14 protein-coding genes and 2 tRNA genes are annotated in these 15,795 nt (G+C 73.5%); 8 read left to right on the top strand and 8 right to left on the bottom strand.

From position 1 onward, the window contains the following. Nucleotides 1-109 precede the first annotated feature (109 nt). Entirely contained in the window at nucleotides 110-529 is a 420-nt protein-coding gene (locus ACFU7Z_RS20970) for a DUF3151 domain-containing protein (protein ID WP_049659647.1), read from the bottom strand. Between the two features lie 218 nt (nucleotides 530-747). Here ACFU7Z_RS20970 and ACFU7Z_RS20965 point away from each other — a divergent pair, with 218 nt between their 5' ends. Next, nucleotides 748-1,545: a DUF3152 domain-containing protein gene (locus tag ACFU7Z_RS20965; protein ID WP_380778790.1), complete on the top strand. Its 798-nt coding sequence runs from the start codon at nucleotides 748-750 to the stop codon at nucleotides 1,543-1,545. A 32-nt stretch (nucleotides 1,546-1,577) separates the two neighbouring features. Here the strand turns inward: ACFU7Z_RS20965 and ACFU7Z_RS20960 are convergent, their stop codons facing one another. The 4 genes from ACFU7Z_RS20960 to purS all read right to left on the bottom strand — a co-directional run bounded on the left by ACFU7Z_RS20960 (nucleotide 1,578) and on the right by purS (nucleotide 5,701). After that, nucleotides 1,578-2,453, bottom strand: coding sequence for a sterol carrier family protein (locus ACFU7Z_RS20960; protein ID WP_380778788.1), 876 nt, complete (start codon nucleotides 2,451-2,453; stop codon nucleotides 1,578-1,580). A gap of 64 nt (nucleotides 2,454-2,517) precedes the next feature. Continuing rightward, nucleotides 2,518-4,773 carry a phosphoribosylformylglycinamidine synthase subunit PurL gene (gene purL / locus ACFU7Z_RS20955; protein ID WP_380743515.1) on the bottom strand — a complete coding sequence of 752 codons (2,256 nt, stop codon included), beginning with the start codon at nucleotides 4,771-4,773 and terminating at the stop codon, nucleotides 2,518-2,520. Then, entirely contained in the window at nucleotides 4,773-5,450 is a 678-nt protein-coding gene (purQ, locus tag ACFU7Z_RS20950) for a phosphoribosylformylglycinamidine synthase subunit PurQ (protein WP_049654011.1), read from the bottom strand. The genes purL and purQ overlap by 1 nt, the downstream gene beginning before the upstream one ends. After that, entirely contained in the window at nucleotides 5,447-5,701 is a 255-nt protein-coding gene (gene purS, locus ACFU7Z_RS20945) for a phosphoribosylformylglycinamidine synthase subunit PurS (protein ID WP_049654013.1), read from the bottom strand. The genes purQ and purS overlap by 4 nt, the downstream gene beginning before the upstream one ends. Before the next feature lie 465 nt (nucleotides 5,702-6,166). Between purS and ACFU7Z_RS20940 the strand changes: the two genes are divergently transcribed. From ACFU7Z_RS20940 to ACFU7Z_RS20910, 7 genes are all read left to right on the top strand, one after another. Continuing rightward, nucleotides 6,167-6,484, top strand: a complete 318-nt coding sequence (locus ACFU7Z_RS20940) for an Lsr2 family protein (RefSeq protein ID WP_030056585.1) — start codon at nucleotides 6,167-6,169, stop codon at nucleotides 6,482-6,484. 143 nt (nucleotides 6,485-6,627) lie between these two features. Then, nucleotides 6,628-6,700, top strand: a tRNA-Gly gene (locus tag ACFU7Z_RS20935). Between the two features lie 39 nt (nucleotides 6,701-6,739). Next, nucleotides 6,740-6,812 (top strand) — tRNA-Gly (locus ACFU7Z_RS20930). Between the two features lie 173 nt (nucleotides 6,813-6,985). Continuing rightward, nucleotides 6,986-7,993, top strand: a complete 1,008-nt coding sequence (locus ACFU7Z_RS20925) for an ABC transporter ATP-binding protein (RefSeq protein ID WP_380778786.1) — start codon at nucleotides 6,986-6,988, stop codon at nucleotides 7,991-7,993. Beyond that, the gene (locus ACFU7Z_RS20920) at nucleotides 7,990-8,823 is read left to right on the top strand and encodes an ABC transporter permease (protein ID WP_380778784.1); all 834 of its coding nucleotides are present in this window, start codon (nucleotides 7,990-7,992) and stop codon (nucleotides 8,821-8,823) included. Before ACFU7Z_RS20925 ends, ACFU7Z_RS20920 begins: the two co-directional genes overlap by 4 nt. A gap of 97 nt (nucleotides 8,824-8,920) precedes the next feature. Next, nucleotides 8,921-10,150: a sensor histidine kinase gene (locus ACFU7Z_RS20915; protein ID WP_380778782.1), complete on the top strand. Its 1,230-nt coding sequence runs from the start codon at nucleotides 8,921-8,923 to the stop codon at nucleotides 10,148-10,150. Between the two features lie 17 nt (nucleotides 10,151-10,167). Beyond that, entirely contained in the window at nucleotides 10,168-10,791 is a 624-nt protein-coding gene (locus ACFU7Z_RS20910; protein ID WP_049654019.1) for a response regulator transcription factor, read from the top strand. 33 nt (nucleotides 10,792-10,824) lie between these two features. Here the strand turns inward: ACFU7Z_RS20910 and ACFU7Z_RS20905 are convergent, their stop codons facing one another. The 3 genes from ACFU7Z_RS20905 to ACFU7Z_RS20895 form a co-directional block, all read right to left on the bottom strand. Next, nucleotides 10,825-11,724 carry a phosphoribosylaminoimidazolesuccinocarboxamide synthase gene (locus ACFU7Z_RS20905; protein WP_049654021.1) on the bottom strand — a complete coding sequence of 300 codons (900 nt, stop codon included), beginning with the start codon at nucleotides 11,722-11,724 and terminating at the stop codon, nucleotides 10,825-10,827. A 125-nt stretch (nucleotides 11,725-11,849) separates the two neighbouring features. Continuing rightward, on the bottom strand, nucleotides 11,850-13,388 hold the full coding sequence (locus ACFU7Z_RS20900; RefSeq protein WP_117488693.1) for a N,N-dimethylformamidase beta subunit family domain-containing protein: 1,539 nt from the start codon (nucleotides 13,386-13,388) through the stop codon (nucleotides 11,850-11,852). A gap of 227 nt (nucleotides 13,389-13,615) precedes the next feature. Beyond that, the gene (locus tag ACFU7Z_RS20895; protein WP_375875056.1) at nucleotides 13,616-15,202 is read right to left on the bottom strand and encodes a hypothetical protein; all 1,587 of its coding nucleotides are present in this window, start codon (nucleotides 15,200-15,202) and stop codon (nucleotides 13,616-13,618) included. Nucleotides 15,203-15,795: the final 593 nt, after the last annotated feature.

Below are 15,795 nucleotides of genomic sequence, written 5' to 3'. Positions count from 1 at the left end.
GGGGGCACCCGTACGTCGGGGGTGTCTACCGCTCTACAGCTCTGCCGCTCTCTACGGCTCTACCGATCTCTACGGCTCTGCCGCTCGACCGCTCGACCGCTCGACCGCTCTACTGCTTGAGCTCCGCGTACGCCTCCGCGCTGCTGTCCTTCAGGAACTGCCAGCAGCGGGCCTCCTCCTCGGTCTCCTTGATCGCGCCGGCCGCCCGGGCGAGCGCCGCCAGGCAGCGCAGGAAGCCGCGGTTGCCGCGGTGCTCCCACGGCACCGGGCCGTGGCCCTTCCAGCCGTTGCGCCGCAGCGCGTCCAGACCACGGTGGTAGCCGGTACGGGCGTAGGCGTACGACTCGACGTACCGGCCCGCCGCGTAGGCGTCGTCGGCCAGCATCGCCCAGGCGAGGCAGAAGACCGGGAACTCGGCCGCCACCTGGGTCGGGGAGGCCGATTCCTCCGCCAGCATCCGGTAGGGCCGCTCCTCCTCCGGGAGCAGGGTCGGTTCGGGACCGTCGAGAAGATTCCTGTGAATCGCCATGCCCTGAAGTCTGCCACCCGAGACGCAGGGGTCAACCGCCGTCCCGGACGGGCGGCCGCCACGGGCACCGGCACTGCCCGCGGGAAGGTGGACATTCACCCGTTCGCCATGCCAGTGTGAAGATCATGTCTGCAGCCCGATCCGTCGGCAGGCGCACCGCACCGCCCCGGAAGGGCGGTCGACGACGCCGCCGGCAGCGGCGCAGACCCGGTCCTGGCATGCTCACGGCACTGGTGCTCTCCGTTCTGGTGCTGGGCGCCACGGCGGTCATGCTGAACCGCCCCTCGGCGACCCCGGCCACCACCCCGACCACCCAGGCGAGGGTCGCCCCGCCGGCCGAGCAGGCCGCCACGGCGGCACCGGCGCCGGCTCCCGCACCGACCGACACCCCGCCGCCCCCGCCGGCCCCGACACCGACCCCGCCGCCCGCCCCCGCCGCGCCGGACCCCGGCCCCGCCAAGGGCGCGGGCACCTTCACCGTCGCCCCCGCCACCGCCAAGCCGGTCGGGCGCGGCACCGTGCGCCGCTACCGGGTCGAGGTCGAGGACGGCATCGGCATCGACGCCCCGTCCGCCGCCGCGCAGGTCCACGGCATCCTCGGCGACAAGCGCGGCTGGACCAACGACCGCAAGAACGGCTTCCAGCTGGTCGCCGACGGCCCGTACGACTTCACCGTGAAGATCGCCTCACCGGCCACCGTGGACCGGATCTGCGGCGCCTCCGGACTGGACACCCACGGCGAGGTCAACTGCAACGTCGGCAACCAGGTGCTCGTCAACTCCAAGCGCTGGAACACCGGTTCACCGCAGTTCAGCGGCCCGCTGGAGGAGTACCGGGCGCTGATCGTCAACCACGAGGTGGGCCACCGGATCGGCCACGGGCACGAGGGCTGCCCGGGCGAGGGCAAGCCCGCGCCCGCGATGATGCAGCAGATCTACGGTCTCAAGGGCTGCGCGCCCAACGCCTGGCCGTACTCGGCGGAGGGCACCTACCTCAGCGGGCCGTCCGTCCCGTAGCCCGCGGGACCGGAGCCGCACCGGGGAGCCGGTCAGCCGAGCACCGGCAGGTACGCCCGCAGGTCGCTGCGCTCCCCCGAGGCGGACACCTCGGCCGCGTCCACCGCCGCCGCCCAGTCCGTCCGGCCGGTGGCCAGCCGGATCCAGGTCAGCGGGTCGGTCTCCACCACGTTGGGCGGGGTGCCCCGGGTGTGCCGGGGGCCCTCGACGGCCTGCACCACCGCGTACGGCGGGATCCGCAGCTCGACCGCGCCGCCCGGGGCGCGGTCGGCGAAGGCGTCGGCCAGCAGCCGGGTGACGGCCGCGACGGCCTGCCGGTCGTGCGGGAAGGCCGGGAGAGCCCGGGAGGCCGAGGAGGTCAGGGAAACCGAGGAGACCGGGGAGCCGGGGAAGGCGTCGGGCCCGAGCGCGGCGGCCAGGTCGTCGGCGTGCACGACCGTCTCCACCAGCCTGGTCACCAGCATGTCGGAGAGCGTCATCGAACCCAGCCGGATCTCGAACCGCCGCGCCGGGTCGGCGGCTTCGGGCCGCTCCAGCAGGGCGAGCAGCGCGTCCGCGGCCTGGCCGAAGGCGGCCGCCACCGAGGCCGCGTCCCCGGCGAACTCCGCCGCGCCCCGCTCCCGGGCCTGCTCGTCCAGCAGCGGCGCGACGGTGGCGACCCCGGCCGCCCAGCCCGACAGGTCCAGCGGTGCCCGCCCCTGCGGCCGGTCGTCCAGGTGCGCCGGGACGTAGTCGAGTTGGACGGCCAGGTGGGCGAGCAGTTCGCGGACCCGCCACCGCCCCAGCCGGGTCGGCAGGTCCAGCTGCTCCGTGCCGAGCGCGTCCACGGCGGCACGCAGCGCCCTGGTCTGGGCGGCCAGCGCGGCGCGGACCTTCTGCGGCTGGTACGTACGGGGCTTGGCAGGCATGGGGCTCAACATACGCCGAGGGGCGGACGGTTCCGGAGAACCGCCCGCCCCTCGAACAGGCCGATCAGGCCAGCAGGGCCTCGATGACGCCGGTGTGGGCGTCCTTCAGCTCCGCCAGCGAGACGCTGAACTGGCCCTGGACGTCCAGGCTGTCGCCGTCCACGACACCGATCCGGGCGGCCGGCAGGCCGCGCGCGGTGCACATGTCGTTGAAGCGGAGCTCCTCGCTGCGCGGCACCGCCACGACGGCGCGGCCGGCCGACTCCGAGAACAGCAGGACGAACGGGTCCTGGCCCTCGGGCAGGACGATCCGCGCACCGTGGCCGCCCTTGAGGCAGCTCTCCACGAGCGCCTGGCCGAGGCCGCCGTCGGACAGGTCGTGCGCGGCGTCGATCATGCCGTCGCGCGAGGCGGCGATCAGGATGTCGCCGAGCAGCCGCTCGCGCTCCAGGTCCACCGCGGGCGGCAGGCCGCCGAGGTGGTCGTGGACGGCCTGCGACCAGGCCGAGCCGCCGAGCTCGTCCGCCGTGTCGCCGAGCAGGTAGAGCAGCTGCCCCTCCTCGGCGAAGGCCAGCGGGGTGCGCCGGGTGACGTCGTCGATGACGCCGAGCACCGCGACCACCGGGGTCGGGTGGATGGCGACCTCGCCGGTCTGGTTGTACAGCGAGACGTTGCCGCCGGTGACCGGGGTGCCGAGCACCAGGCAGGCGTCGGCCAGGCCGCGGGTGGCCTCGGCGAACTGCCACATCACGTCCGGGTCCTCGGGGGAGCCGAAGTTGAGGCAGTCGGAGACGGCGAGCGGCTTGGCACCGCCGGCCGCGACGTTGCGGTACGCCTCGGCCAGGGCCAGCTGGGCGCCGGTGTACGGGTCCAGCTTGGCGAAGCGGCCGTTGCCGTCGGTGGCGACCGAGACGCCGAGGTTGGTCTCCTCGTCGATCCGGATCATGCCCGAGTCCTCGCCGACCGAGAGCACGGTGTTGCCGAGCACGTAGCGGTCGTACTGGTCGGTGATCCAGGACTTGGAGGCCTGGTTCGGGTGGCTCGCGACCTTCAGCAGGTCGGCCTTGAGGCCCTCGCCGGTGGTCGGGCGGGCCAGCCGCTCGGCGGTCGGGGCGTCGGCCTGCAGCGCGTCCTGCCAGCTGGGGCGGGCGTACGGGCGCTGGTAGGTCGGGCCCTCGTGGGCGACGGTGCGCGGCGGGACGTCCACCACGAGCTCGCCGTGCCAGTAGATCTCCAGGCGCTCGCCGTCGGTCACCTCACCGATGACGTTGGCGATGACGTCCCACTTCTCGCAGATCTCCAGGAAGCGGTCGATCTTGTCGGGCTCCACGATCGCGCACATGCGCTCCTGCGACTCGCTCATGAGGATCTCCTCCGGCGAGAGCGTGTGGTCGCGCAGGTGCACGGTGTCGAGCTCGATCCGCATGCCGCCGGAGCCGGCCGAGGCCAGCTCGCTGGTGGCGCAGGACAGGCCGGCGCCGCCGAGGTCCTGGATGCCCTTGACGAGCTTCTCCCGGAAGATCTCCAGGGTGCACTCGATCAGGAGCTTCTCCTGGAACGGGTCGCCGACCTGGACCGCCGGGCGCTTGGCCGGCTTGGTGTCGTCGAAGGTCTCGGAGGCGAGCACCGAGACGCCGCCGATGCCGTCGCCACCGGTGCGGGCGCCGTACAGGACGACCTTGTTGCCGGCGCCGGAGGCCTGCGCGAGGTGGATGTCCTCGTGCTTCATGACGCCCACGCACAGCGCGTTGACCAGCGGGTTGCCCTGGTAGCAGGAGTCGAAGACGACCTCGCCGCCGATGTTCGGCAGGCCCAGGCAGTTGCCGTAGCCGCCGATGCCCGCGACGATCCCGGGCAGCACGCGCCGGGTGTCCGGGTGGTCGGCCGCACCGAAGCGCAGCGGGTCCATCACGGCGACCGGGCGGGCGCCCATCGCCAGGATGTCGCGCACGATGCCGCCGATGCCGGTGGCCGCGCCCTGGTAGGGCTCGATGTACGACGGGTGGTTGTGCGACTCGACCTTGAAGGTGACCGCGTAGCCCTGGCCGACGTCGACGACACCGGCGTTCTCGCCGATGCCGACGAGCATCGCGTCCGAATCCGGCTTCTTCTCGCCGAACTGCTTCAGGTGGACCTTGCTGCTCTTGTACGAACAGTGCTCCGACCACATGACCGAGTACATGGCGAGCTCGGCGCCGGTGGGACGGCGGCCGAGGATCTCGCGGATGCGCGCGTACTCGTCCTCCTTGAGGCCGAGGTCGGCCCAGGGCTGGGCGGCGTCCGGGGTCTGCTCGGCGTTCTTGACGGTGTCGAGGCTCATCAGGCGTTCACCAGCTGCTTCAGGACGGAAGTGAAGAAGCCCAGGCCCTCGGTGGTCGGACCGGTGAGCGGCTCCACGGCGTGCTCCGGGTGCGGCATCAGGCCGACGACATTGCCGGCGGCGTTGGTGATGCCGGCGATGTCGCGGTACGAACCGTTCGGGTTGACGTCCAGGTAACGGGCGACGACCCGGCCCTCCGCCTCCAGCTCGTCGAGCACCCGCTCCTCGGCGACGAAGCGGCCCTCGCCGTTCTTCAGCGGGACGACGATTTCCTGGCCGACGGAGTAATCCCCGGTCCAGGCGGTGCCGGCGTTCTCGATGCGCAGCTTCTGGTCGCGGCAGATGAAGTGCAGCGAGTCGTTCCGGGTGAGCGCACCGGGCAGCAGGTGCGATTCGCAGAGCACCTGGAAGCCGTTGCAGATACCGAGCACCGGCATTCCGAGCTTCGCCTGCTCGATGACGGTCTCCATCACCGGCGAGAACCGGGAGATGGCACCGCAGCGCAGATAGTCGCCGTAGCTGAATCCGCCCGGCAGGACGACGGCGTCGACCTGGTGGAGATCCTTGTCACGGTGCCAGAGGGCGACCGGCTCGGCGCCGGCGAGACGGACCGCCCGCCGGGCGTCGCGGTCGTCGAGGGAGCCGGGGAAAGTGACGACGCCGACGCGGGTGGTCACTTGCCCTCCTCCTCGACCCGGACGGTGAAGTCCTCGATCACGGTGTTGGCGAGAAAGGTCTCGGCGGCTTCGCGGATACGGGCGAGCGCCGCGTCGTCGACCGGGCCCTCCACATCCAGCTCGAAACGCTTGCCCTGGCGGACGTCGGCGATCCCGGTGAATCCGAGACGGGGCAGTGCACGCTGCACCGCCTGTCCCTGGGGGTCGAGGATCTCCGGCTTGAGCATGACGTCGACTACGACGCGTGCCACTGGCACTCCCGGTGGTGTCTTCGGTGAGGCGGGGGAACTCCAGACTACCGGTGGTTTCGGGCAGGATTGCTGGCCGGGCATAGCGACGCGCGTAGACCCCAGACCCTTACGCAGCAAGGGATCCAACGCCCCGATCACCTGCCCGGGCCGGCCGGTTTCCCCGGATTCGGCACTCGGAACGACGCCCTCCGGAGAACACCCGAATACGGCACTTGGGGACAGAACCGCCCGACCCGCACATCGGTATCAAGGAACCCGCCGAAGAGACGTGAATATCCGGAAAAGAATGCCGGACTCTTCGATTTCGGCCCCCTTCGGGTGCAGAATAGGGCCACCTGTCGCGGCAAGTGCTGCGTATCAGGCGAGCCGCCCGGCCCGCCCGTACGCGCTTGCGCGAGTTGGTGCACATCAGGCCCCGGTACCCCCTCGGACCGGCGGCCGAATTGCCCGAGAGGATTGACACCCATGGCTCAGCGTGTAGTTGTCACGCTCTCCGACGACCTGGACGGCGGCGCCGCCGCCGAAACCGTCCACTTCGGCGTCGACGGAAAGTCGTACGAGATCGACCTGTCCGTGGACAACGCGGAAAAGCTGCGGGAGGCCCTCGCTCCGTTCGTCGCCGCCGGCCGCCGGCAGAGCCGCACCGGAAAGTCCTTCCGGCGCACCGCCCTCACCCCGGACCCGGCCGCCGTCCGCGCCTGGGCCCTGTCCCGCGGGATGGAACTGCCGGCCCGCGGCCGCATCCCCAAGCACGTGTACGAGGCGTTCGCCGAGGCGAACTGACCCCGCGGGGAGCCCGCTCCCCGGTCGCCCCGCCCGCCCGGTCCGAAAGGGTGGGGCGACCACCCCGAACGATGCTGTAGAGTATTCCTCGTCGCCGCAACGGAGAGATCCGAAGAGGCGGCGGGTGCCCCACCAGGCACCATGCGGACGTGGCTCAGTTGGTAGAGCATCACCTTGCCAAGGTGAGGGTCGCGAGTTCGAATCTCGTCGTCCGCTCGCAGTGCGCGAGCACAGCACAACTCAATAGTTTGACCTGCGGACGTGGCTCAGTTGGTAGAGCATCACCTTGCCAAGGTGAGGGTCGCGAGTTCGAATCTCGTCGTCCGCTCAGATACGAAGGGCCCCCTCAATCGAGGGGGCCCTTCGGCATTCCCTCCCGGGGCATCCCGGCACCCGGCGATATCGGTCATGACATTTGTCATCGCCGACCCGTGCGTCCCCACCGCGATGTCATGACGGCGCGCACTGCCCGTACGGCCCGGCCGACGGGAGGCTTGGGGCATGGAAACGAGCCGGCCCTCCCGCCCCAGCGACGACGTGATCGAGGTCACCGACCTGCACCGCCACTACGGCGGCGGCAGCACCGGGTACCACGCCGTGCGCGGCGTCGACCTGACCGTCCGCCGCGGCGAGCTGTTCGCCCTGCTCGGCACCAACGGGGCCGGCAAGACCTCCACCATGGAGGTCATCGAGGGCCTGGCCGCGCCCACCGGCGGCACCGTCCGGGTGCTCGGCCGGGACCCCTTCACGGAGCGCGGCGCCGTCCGCCCGCGGATCGGCATCATGCTCCAGGAGGGCGGCTTCTCCGGCGAGCTCACCGCCGCCGAGACCGGCCGCACCTGGGCCGGGATGACCAGCGGCGCCCGCCCGGTCGCGGAGGCGCTGGAGGTGGTCGGCCTCGGCCACCGGGCGAACGTCCGGGTCAAGCAGCTGTCCGGCGGCGAGAAGCGCCGGCTGGACCTCGCGATGGCCCTGCTCGGCCGCCCCGAGGTGCTCTTCCTGGACGAGCCCAGCACCGGCCTCGACCCGGAGGCCCGCGCCGCCGTCTGGCGGCTGGTCCGCGAGCTGCGCGCCCAGGGCACCACGGTGCTGCTCACCACGCACTACCTGGAGGAGGCCGAGGAGCTGGCCGACCGGCTGGCCATCATGCACGGCGGCCAGGTCGTCACCTCCGGCACCGTCGCCGAGGTGATCGCCGGCCGGCCCTCCCGGGTCTCCTTCGAACTGCCCGAGTTCACCGGGACCGCGCTGCCCCTGCTGCCCGGCGCCGAGCTGTCCGTCGACGGCCGCAAGGTCACCGTGCAGACCGTCGGGCTCCAGGACACCCTCACCGACCTGCTCGGCTGGGCCCGGCACCACGGCATCGCGCTCGGCGCGCTGGACGCCCGCAGCGCCTCGCTGGAGGAGGCCTTCCTCGCGATCGCCTCCGAGGCCGCCCACCAGCACCCCCCGCAGGCGCCCGCCGCCACCCGCCCCGCCCGCCGCCGCCTGATCGGATCCGCCCGATGACCACCGCCACCGCCACCGCCGCCACCACCGGTCCGCAGAGCACCGCCGTCCGCCGGCTGCTCGCCCTCGGCCGGGCCGAGGCCACCCTGCTGCTGCGCAACCGCACGGCCCTGTTCACCGCCCTGGTGCTGCCGCTGTTCCTGGTCGTCGTCCTCCGGAGCACGCTGGCGCAGCAGGCCGAGTCCAACCCCGGCCTGGACGTCGACTCGCTGCTGGTCTACGGCTCGGTCGGGATGGTCCTGGCCTTCGTCGTGTACTACAACCTGACCGCCGCGTACGTCGGACGGCGCGGCGAGCTGGTCCTCAAGCGGCTGCGCACCGGCGAGGCCCGGGACATCGAGATCCTGCTCGGCACCGCCGTCCCCTCGCTCACCCTCGGCCTGCTGATGGCCGCCCTGATCGGGATCGGCGGCAGCGTCGCCCTGCACCTGACCGTGCCGGTCAACCCGCTGCTGATGCTGGTCGGCCTGCTGCTGGCGCTGGCCACCATGATCGCCCTGGCCGCGCTGTCCAGCGCCTTCACCAGGACCGTGGAGAGCGCCGGCATCACCACCCTGCCGGTCATGCTGGTCATGCAGTTCGGCTCCGGCCTGTTCGTCCCGCTGGACGTCATGCCCGAGCAGCTGGCGAACATCTGCCGCCTGCTGCCGACCACCCCGGCCTTCCAGCTGATCCGCGTCGGCTGGTTCGGCACCGACGGCTCGGCCGCCGCGACCGGTTTCGCCGGCTCCTGGGGCGCCGCCGGCTCGCACCTGGTCACCGGGGGCATCTGGCTCGCCCTCGCGGTCTGGGGCGCGGTGCGCTACTTCCGCTGGGAGCCGCGCCGCTGAGCATCCGGCAGTAATCCGAAGGAACGCCCCCGGTCCGACCTCTGATATGAAGGCAGCAAGCATGATCGTGGTCGAACTGGGGGCGGAAGAAATGAGAATGCGGTCGCCGCTTCGCAGCTGGACGAGCCTGAGCAATCCCCAGCGCACCGAGCTGTACCTGCGCTGGTCGCTCTACCTGATGGCGCTGTTCATCCTGCCCGGCATCCTGCTCACCGTCGGGAGCGTCGCCGACCAGGCCGAGAACATCCCGGTGATCCGGATCTCCCTGCTGATCGGACTCGCCGTCACCCTGGTGCTGCTGCGGGCCTACCGCACCGCGCTCGACCACTACCTGGGCCGCCCCGCCGACCACCGGCTCTGGACCGCCCTCTCGGCCGGCCTCGCGGTGGCCGGCTCCTGGACGGTCCTGCTGTTCGGGCCCGCCGACGGCGGGACGCGGAACCCGGGAGGCGCGCCCTTCACCCCGTTCGTCGCCAGCGTCCTGCTGATCGCCTCCTTCGGGCCGGTGTGCGTGGCGCTGACCCCGCGCTGGGCCGCCGTCACCGGGGTGGGCATGCTGGCGGCCGTCTTCCCGGCCGGGGTGCTGTCCGGGGGCGACCCCGCCGGCGTCGCCGGGTACCTGACCGGACTGACCATCGGCATGGCCTTCATCGGCTTCAGCTGCCGCAGCTTCGCCTGGCTGACCTCGATCGTCTGGGAACTGGACACCGCCCGCGAGGCGCAGTCCCGGCTGGCCGTCGCCGAGGAGCGGCTGCGCTTCTCCCGCGACCTGCACGACGTGATGGGCCGCAACCTCACCACCATCGCGCTGAAGAGCGAGCTCGCCGTGCAGCTCGCCCGCCGGGGCCGCACCGAGGCCGCCGACCAGATGGCCGAGGTGCAGAAGATCGCCCAGGAGTCGCAGCGCGAGGTCCGGGACGTCATCCGCGGCTACCGCACCGCCGACCTGCACGCCGAGGCGATCGGCGCCCGCGCGGTGCTGCGCTCGGCCGACGTCGTCTGCGAGATCGACCTCGGCGAGCAGGCGGACGAGCTGCCGGCCCCGGTCCAGTCGGTGTTCGGCTGGGTCATCCGCGAGGCCACCACCAACGTGCTGCGGCACAGCGAGGCCGACCGCTGCCTGATCCGGCTGCGGACCGAGGACGGACGGGCCGTGCTGGAGCTGGAGAATGACGGGGTGCCCGACGTCCCGTTCCCCTCCCAGGGCAGCGGCACCGGGCTGCGCGGACTGCGCGAACGGCTCGCCGCCCACGGCGGCGAGCTGGCCGTGCCGACCGCCGGGGAGGGCGTCTTCCGGATGCTCGCCACCGTCCCGCTGCCGAGCTGAGGAAGAAAGACCGCCCGATGACCGAGAACGCCGCGCCCGTCCGCGTCCTGCTCGCCGACGACGAGCACCTGATCCGGGGCGCGCTGGCCGCGCTGCTCTCGCTGGAGGACGACATCGAGGTGGTCGCCCAAGCCGGCTCCGGGACGGAGGCGCTGGCGATGGCCCAGGCGCACCGCCCGGACGTCGCGGTGCTGGACCTCCAGATGCCCGGCAAGGACGGCATCGAGGTGGCCGCCGCGCTGCGGCTGCTGCTGCCGGACTGCCGCTGCATGATCGTCACCGGCCACGGCCGCCCCGGCTACCTGAAGCGGGCGCTGGAGGTCGGGGTGCGCGGCTTCCTGCCGAAGACCGTCTCGGCGGCCGACCTGGCGGGCATCATCCGGACCGTGCGCTCCGGCGGCCGGTACGTGGACCCGGAGCTGGCGGCGGACGCGATCAGCGCCGGCGAGACCCCGCTGACCCCGCGCGAGACGGACGTCCTGGAGCTGGCCGCGGACGGCACCCCGATCGCCGAGATCGCCGAGCGCGCCTCGCTCTCCCAGGGCACCGTACGCAACTACCTGTCCTCGGCGGCCACCAAGCTGGGCGCGGAGAACCGGCACGCGGCGGTGCGGATCGCCCGCGAGCACGGCTGGATCTGAGGGATCCGGCGCCCGCGGGCGATCGTCCCGGGCTCAGGCCCAGGTGGTGCCGGTCAGCCGCTCGTACACCTCGATGTACCGGGCCCGGGTCTGCTCGACGATCTCGGTCGGCAGCGCCGGCGGCGGCTGCTCGCCGTGGCGGTCCCAGCCGGAGGCCGGGGAGACCAGCCAGTCGCGGATCAGCTGCTTGTCGAAGGACGGCTGCGAGCGGCCCGGCTGCCACTGGTCGGCGGGCCAGTAGCGGGAGGAGTCCGGGGTGAGCACCTCGTCGCCGATCAGCAGCTCGCCGTCCAGCAGGCCGAACTCGAACTTGGTGTCGGCCAGGATGATGCCGCGCTCGCGGGCGATGTCCCGGGCCCGGGCGTAGACGTCCAGGGTGGTGCGGCGCAGCTGGGCGGCGAGCTCGGCGCCGATCCGGCGGGCGGTCTCCTCGTAGGAGACGTTCTCGTCGTGCTCGCCGACCTCGGCCTTGAGCGCCGGGGTGTAGATCGGGGCGGGCAGCTCGGAGCTGTTCTCCAGGCCCTCGGGCAGCGCGATGCCGCAGACCGTGCGGCTCTCCTGGTACTCGGCCAGGCCGGAGCCGGCCAGGTAGCCGCGGGCGACCGCCTCGACCGGGACCATCTCCAGGCTGCGGCAGACCAGCGTGCGGCCCTTCCAGTCGGCCGGGGCGCCGGCCGGGACCTCGGTGGAGATCACGTGGTTGGGGACGATGTCGGCGATCCGCTCGAACCACCACAGCGACAGCTGGGTGAGGATGCGGCCCTTGTCCGGGATCTCGTTCGGCAGCACCCAGTCGTGGGCGGACGTCCGGTCGCTGGCCACCATGACCAGCTCGCCCGATCCGGTGCGGTAGAGGTCGCGCACCTTGCCGGTGTGCAGGTGGACCAGGCCGGGTACCTGGACCGGCTCGGGCTTGGTGACAAATCCGCTCAAGGTGTTCAGTCCTCAGGGGTCGTTCGCGGGTGGGGCACCGCGAAAGGGGAGGTCACTGCCCCCGCAGTCTTTCACGACCGGGTTCGCCCGCCCCGACCCGTCCCCGGCCTCGGGGGACGGAGCGCCTAGTTCTTGCACAGTCGGTCCAGCAGGTTGGCGGTGGCCCGCTGGATCCGCTCGTCGGTCAGGCCCGGGCGGCCCAGCGCGGGCGACCAGGCGAAGGTGCCCGCCGCGAAGACGTACGCGCCGCTGGGCGCCCGGTACAGCGAGGTCTCCTGGTAGCGGGTGCGGCCGCCCAGGTCCTGGTACGGCGAGTGCGCCAGCAGCACCCGCTCGATGTGCTCGGGCAGCGCCACCTTGGGGTAGTAGCGGTCGGCCTCGCCGGCGACCAGCCCGGGCAGCTCGTCGCCCTCCTGGAGGCCGGTGCCGTCCCAGAGCCAGTGCGCGGTGTGCCGGGCGACCAGCGGGACGGGCGCGGCGACCCGCCCCGAGTACTGCACCCCGAGCAGCTGCTGCTCGGGCTCCCCGGCGTCCCGCCACAGCGCGCTGGCCGCGCCGGGCGCCCCGGCGGCCGGGCTGCCGGGGCGGACCTTCTGCCGCTTGCGGCAGTTGAGCAGCCGGTTGGGCTCGCCGGAGGCGGCGGCGGTCAGTTCGACCCGCCAGTACATGGTGTTGGCGGAGAGGAACACCAGCGAGGTGCCGCCGTCCCGGGCCCGCTCGGCGGCCCGGCGCATCGGCTCGGACCAGTACTCGTCGTGGCCGGGGAAGACCAGCGCCCGGTGCCGGGACGGGTCCACCAGGCCGGCGTGCAGGTCGGTGGCGGTGGCGTAGGAGAGGTCGTAGCCGAAGCGCTCGGCCCAGCGGATGAAGTCGTACGCGTGGCCGACGTGCAGCGGCAGTCCGGCGGTGGCGTGCGGGCGGTCGAAGGAGACGGTGACGGCCGCCTCCGGCTCGCCGACCAGACCGCCCAGGCCGTCCCAGGCGTGGTAGAGGCTGGCGCCGGTGCGGCCGTCCTCGGGGAACAGGTTGTACGCCTGCCAGGTCACGTCGGGGAGCACCAGGAGCAGCTCGGCGGTGCGCGCCCGCTCGTCGAAGTCCCGGACGGTGAAGGGGATGTGGCTGCGGTGCAGCATGTCCGCGGTGGTCAGCACGGCGACGTACGAGCCGGGCTTCCAGTGCGCCGGGATCTGGAGCCGCCAGGAGTGCCACCAGTGGTGGCAGGAGACCGTCCGGTCGACCACCAGCGGGGCGGGCTGGGCGAGGCCGGAGATCAGCGGGCTGGAGGTCATGTGGCGGGCGCCGTCGCCGCCGTAGTGGCCGATCCGGAAGACGTCCACGGTGAACTCGCGGGGCGGGTTGACGGTGACCCGGAAGTCCACCGAGCCGCCGGGGCGGATCACCCCGGCCGAGGCGAAGCCCTTGATCTGCTGGTCCACGTCGTTGGCGCCCTGCGGGCTGCCGACCGACGGCTTGGGCCGGGTGCCCGCGGCCAGCGGCTGCTGGCCGGGCGCGTCCACCGAGACGTACCAGGGGACGGCGCCCTCCGCCCCCGCCAGGTACTGGTCCGGGCTGCGCAGCCAGGGCAGCGGCCCCTGACCGAAGGGGTCGGAGACGCTGTAGGCGTGCGTCCCCGACTCCCAGCGGCGGTTGAGTTCGGTCCCCACGCGCCCCTCCCAGGTGCACTTCCGCCCGGTGGCACGTGCCCCCCGGATGTGCGTGCGGTCTAATACACCACAGAGTGCTGCCGTAACGTCACCCTCCGGTAGCAATTGGTGCAGGGAATCTCGCGCGCCTCCCGGGCAGGGCCTCCGGCCTGCGAAGACGCCGGGCGGCCAACCGATTTGGGGGCGCGCACCGGGGCACCGAGCGCCCTCCTGGAACGCCTGGGACGTCAGAGGCGGACGGGTTTCTCGAGACGGACGTCGGCCGCGTCCAGCCAGGCGCGCAGCGGGCCGTCCTGGCCCTGTTCGACGGCCTGGGCGACCGGGCCGGCCAGGTCGGTGCGGCGCACCCCGCCGAGCAGCAGCACCGGGCCGTCCAGCCAGTCCAGGCCGGGGGCGCCGCCGGCGGTGTCCACGGCGGCGCAGCAGACCATCGCGGTGACGTGGTCGACCAGCAGGTCGCGGCCGCTGCGGTCGGGTTCGAGCAGCGGGGCCGGGGCGGTGGTGCGGGCCAGCTGGGCGGCGAGCGCGGCGGCCAGCAGCTCGCCGTCGCCCTCGGCGAGCCGGCCCAGCAGCCGGGTGAGGGTCGGAGCGCCCGGGCGGGACTGCGGGGCGAGCCGGTCCAGGGCGGTCTGCAGGGCGGCGGCGCCCGCCCGCCAGCCGGCGTCCACCACCTCGGCCGGGTAGTCGGCCCACTCCAGCTCGTGCCAGCCGCCGGCCGCCGGGCGGCCGAAGAACAGGTCGGCGGCGAGCCGGGAGACCGCCCGGTCGACGGTGCCGGGCTCCTCCAGCAGGTCGCAGGCGGGGCGGTCGCCGAGCCGGCTGCCGTAGCCGTCGGCCAGCCGGTCGCGCCGGGACAGCTCGGTGAGCGCGGAGACCACGCCGGCGTTGAGGTGGGCCGGGTGGCGGCCGAGCCGCCAGGCGGGCAGCGCGACCCGGGTGAGCAGCCGGTCCCAGCCCGCGTAGGCCAGGCCGACCTGCTCCTGGGCGGCGATCCGCAGGCCGTAGTCGACCGCCCTGGCCTGCTCGGAGGCCCAGCCCGCGACCGAGCGCTCCAGCTCGGCGGAGTGGCCCCGGCAGGCGCCGAGCAGCCGGCGGACGACCCGGCGGACGACCCGGTCGGCGAGTGCGGCCGGACCGCGCCGGGGCGGCCGGGGCGGGGCGGCCAGGATGCCGCCGCCGAGGCCGGGGGCCGTGCCGCCGCCGGAGTCCAGGCAGGCGTCCAGGCGGCGCAGGAAGCGCCGGGCGGCGGCGATCTCCGGGTCGGCGGAGGCGGCGGTGCCGGCCACCACGGGGGCGAGCAGGGCCCGCAGCTCGCCGGCCCGCATCCACCAGAGGAAGGGCGAGCCGATCACCAGGACGGGGGCGGGCTCGGCCGGGTCCGGCTGCGGCGGCGCGGCCGTCGGCCGGGCGGACGGGACGTCCTCCAGCCAGCTGTCGCAGTCCGGGGTGAGGGCGACGGCGGAGGGCGCGGGCACGTCCAGCCGGTCCGCCAGTTCGTCGATCAGCCGGTACAGCTCGGGTGCCTCGGCGCGGTCCAGCGGGACGGCCGGGGTGGACGGCGGGACGGCCCGGCGCAGGGCCCGGGCGGTCAGCCCGGCCACCAGCAGGGTCAGCGCGGCGACCGCGCAGACCGCCCAGCGGGCGGCGTCCCAGCCGGCCGCGTCGGCGGCCCCGGGCGCGCCGATCCGGCCGGTGAACCGGCCCGCGAGCAGGACCACCGCGACGGCGGTGGGCAGGGCGGCGGCGGCCCGGGCGAGGCCTCGGACCCGCAGGACCGCCTGGGCGTGAGCGCGCGCGATGTCGACTGCTGCCATACGGTGCGGCACCCCCTTCGGAGCCCTCGGGCGCCCGGCTTCGGGCCCTGAGCCGACTCGAAATGATCAGTTCCGACCGGGAAGCGGAGGCGTCCGATCCCCGGTAGTGCATGCTGCGTGGCGCTACTGACATTTTCGACGCCCCGGTCCGGGTGGGCGTTCCGGATCACCCCGGTTTCCACTCGTCCCGGTGACACTGCCCGGATTCCGGACGCCGGCGGCCGGTCCGGTGCGAAGCACCCGACGACCGCCCGGCCGGACGCCGTCCAGCATCCCCCCGTGGGAGCACCGCTACCCGGCGGCGACCCCGGCGCACGGGCCCCGCGCACCGCGATCCAGCGCACCATAAGGCCGCGCAGCCGGTTGCGTCAGCCGGATGCGGGTGCTGTCACCCGATGGGCTGGAATCCGTCGGCCGAACGGTGAGTCCGCCCCGGTGGCCCCTCCAGCCCCGAAACGCCCGGGGCACTGCGCCCATGGGAGTTGACCGGCCAGCTCGGTTGTTCGAGCTTCGCTCGCCCCTGCCGGCAGCCCCCGCTGCGGGCCCGAGCGGGGCCGTCACACGCCGCGGCCCCCGTGCGAACGGTTCGCACG

Source organism: Kitasatospora sp. NPDC057518 (assembly GCF_042802075.1).
Lineage (GTDB): Bacteria > Actinomycetota > Actinomycetes > Streptomycetales > Streptomycetaceae > Kitasatospora.
The sequence above is the reverse complement of the archived record's forward strand: the minus strand, read 5'-3'. Positions and strand labels throughout refer to the sequence as shown.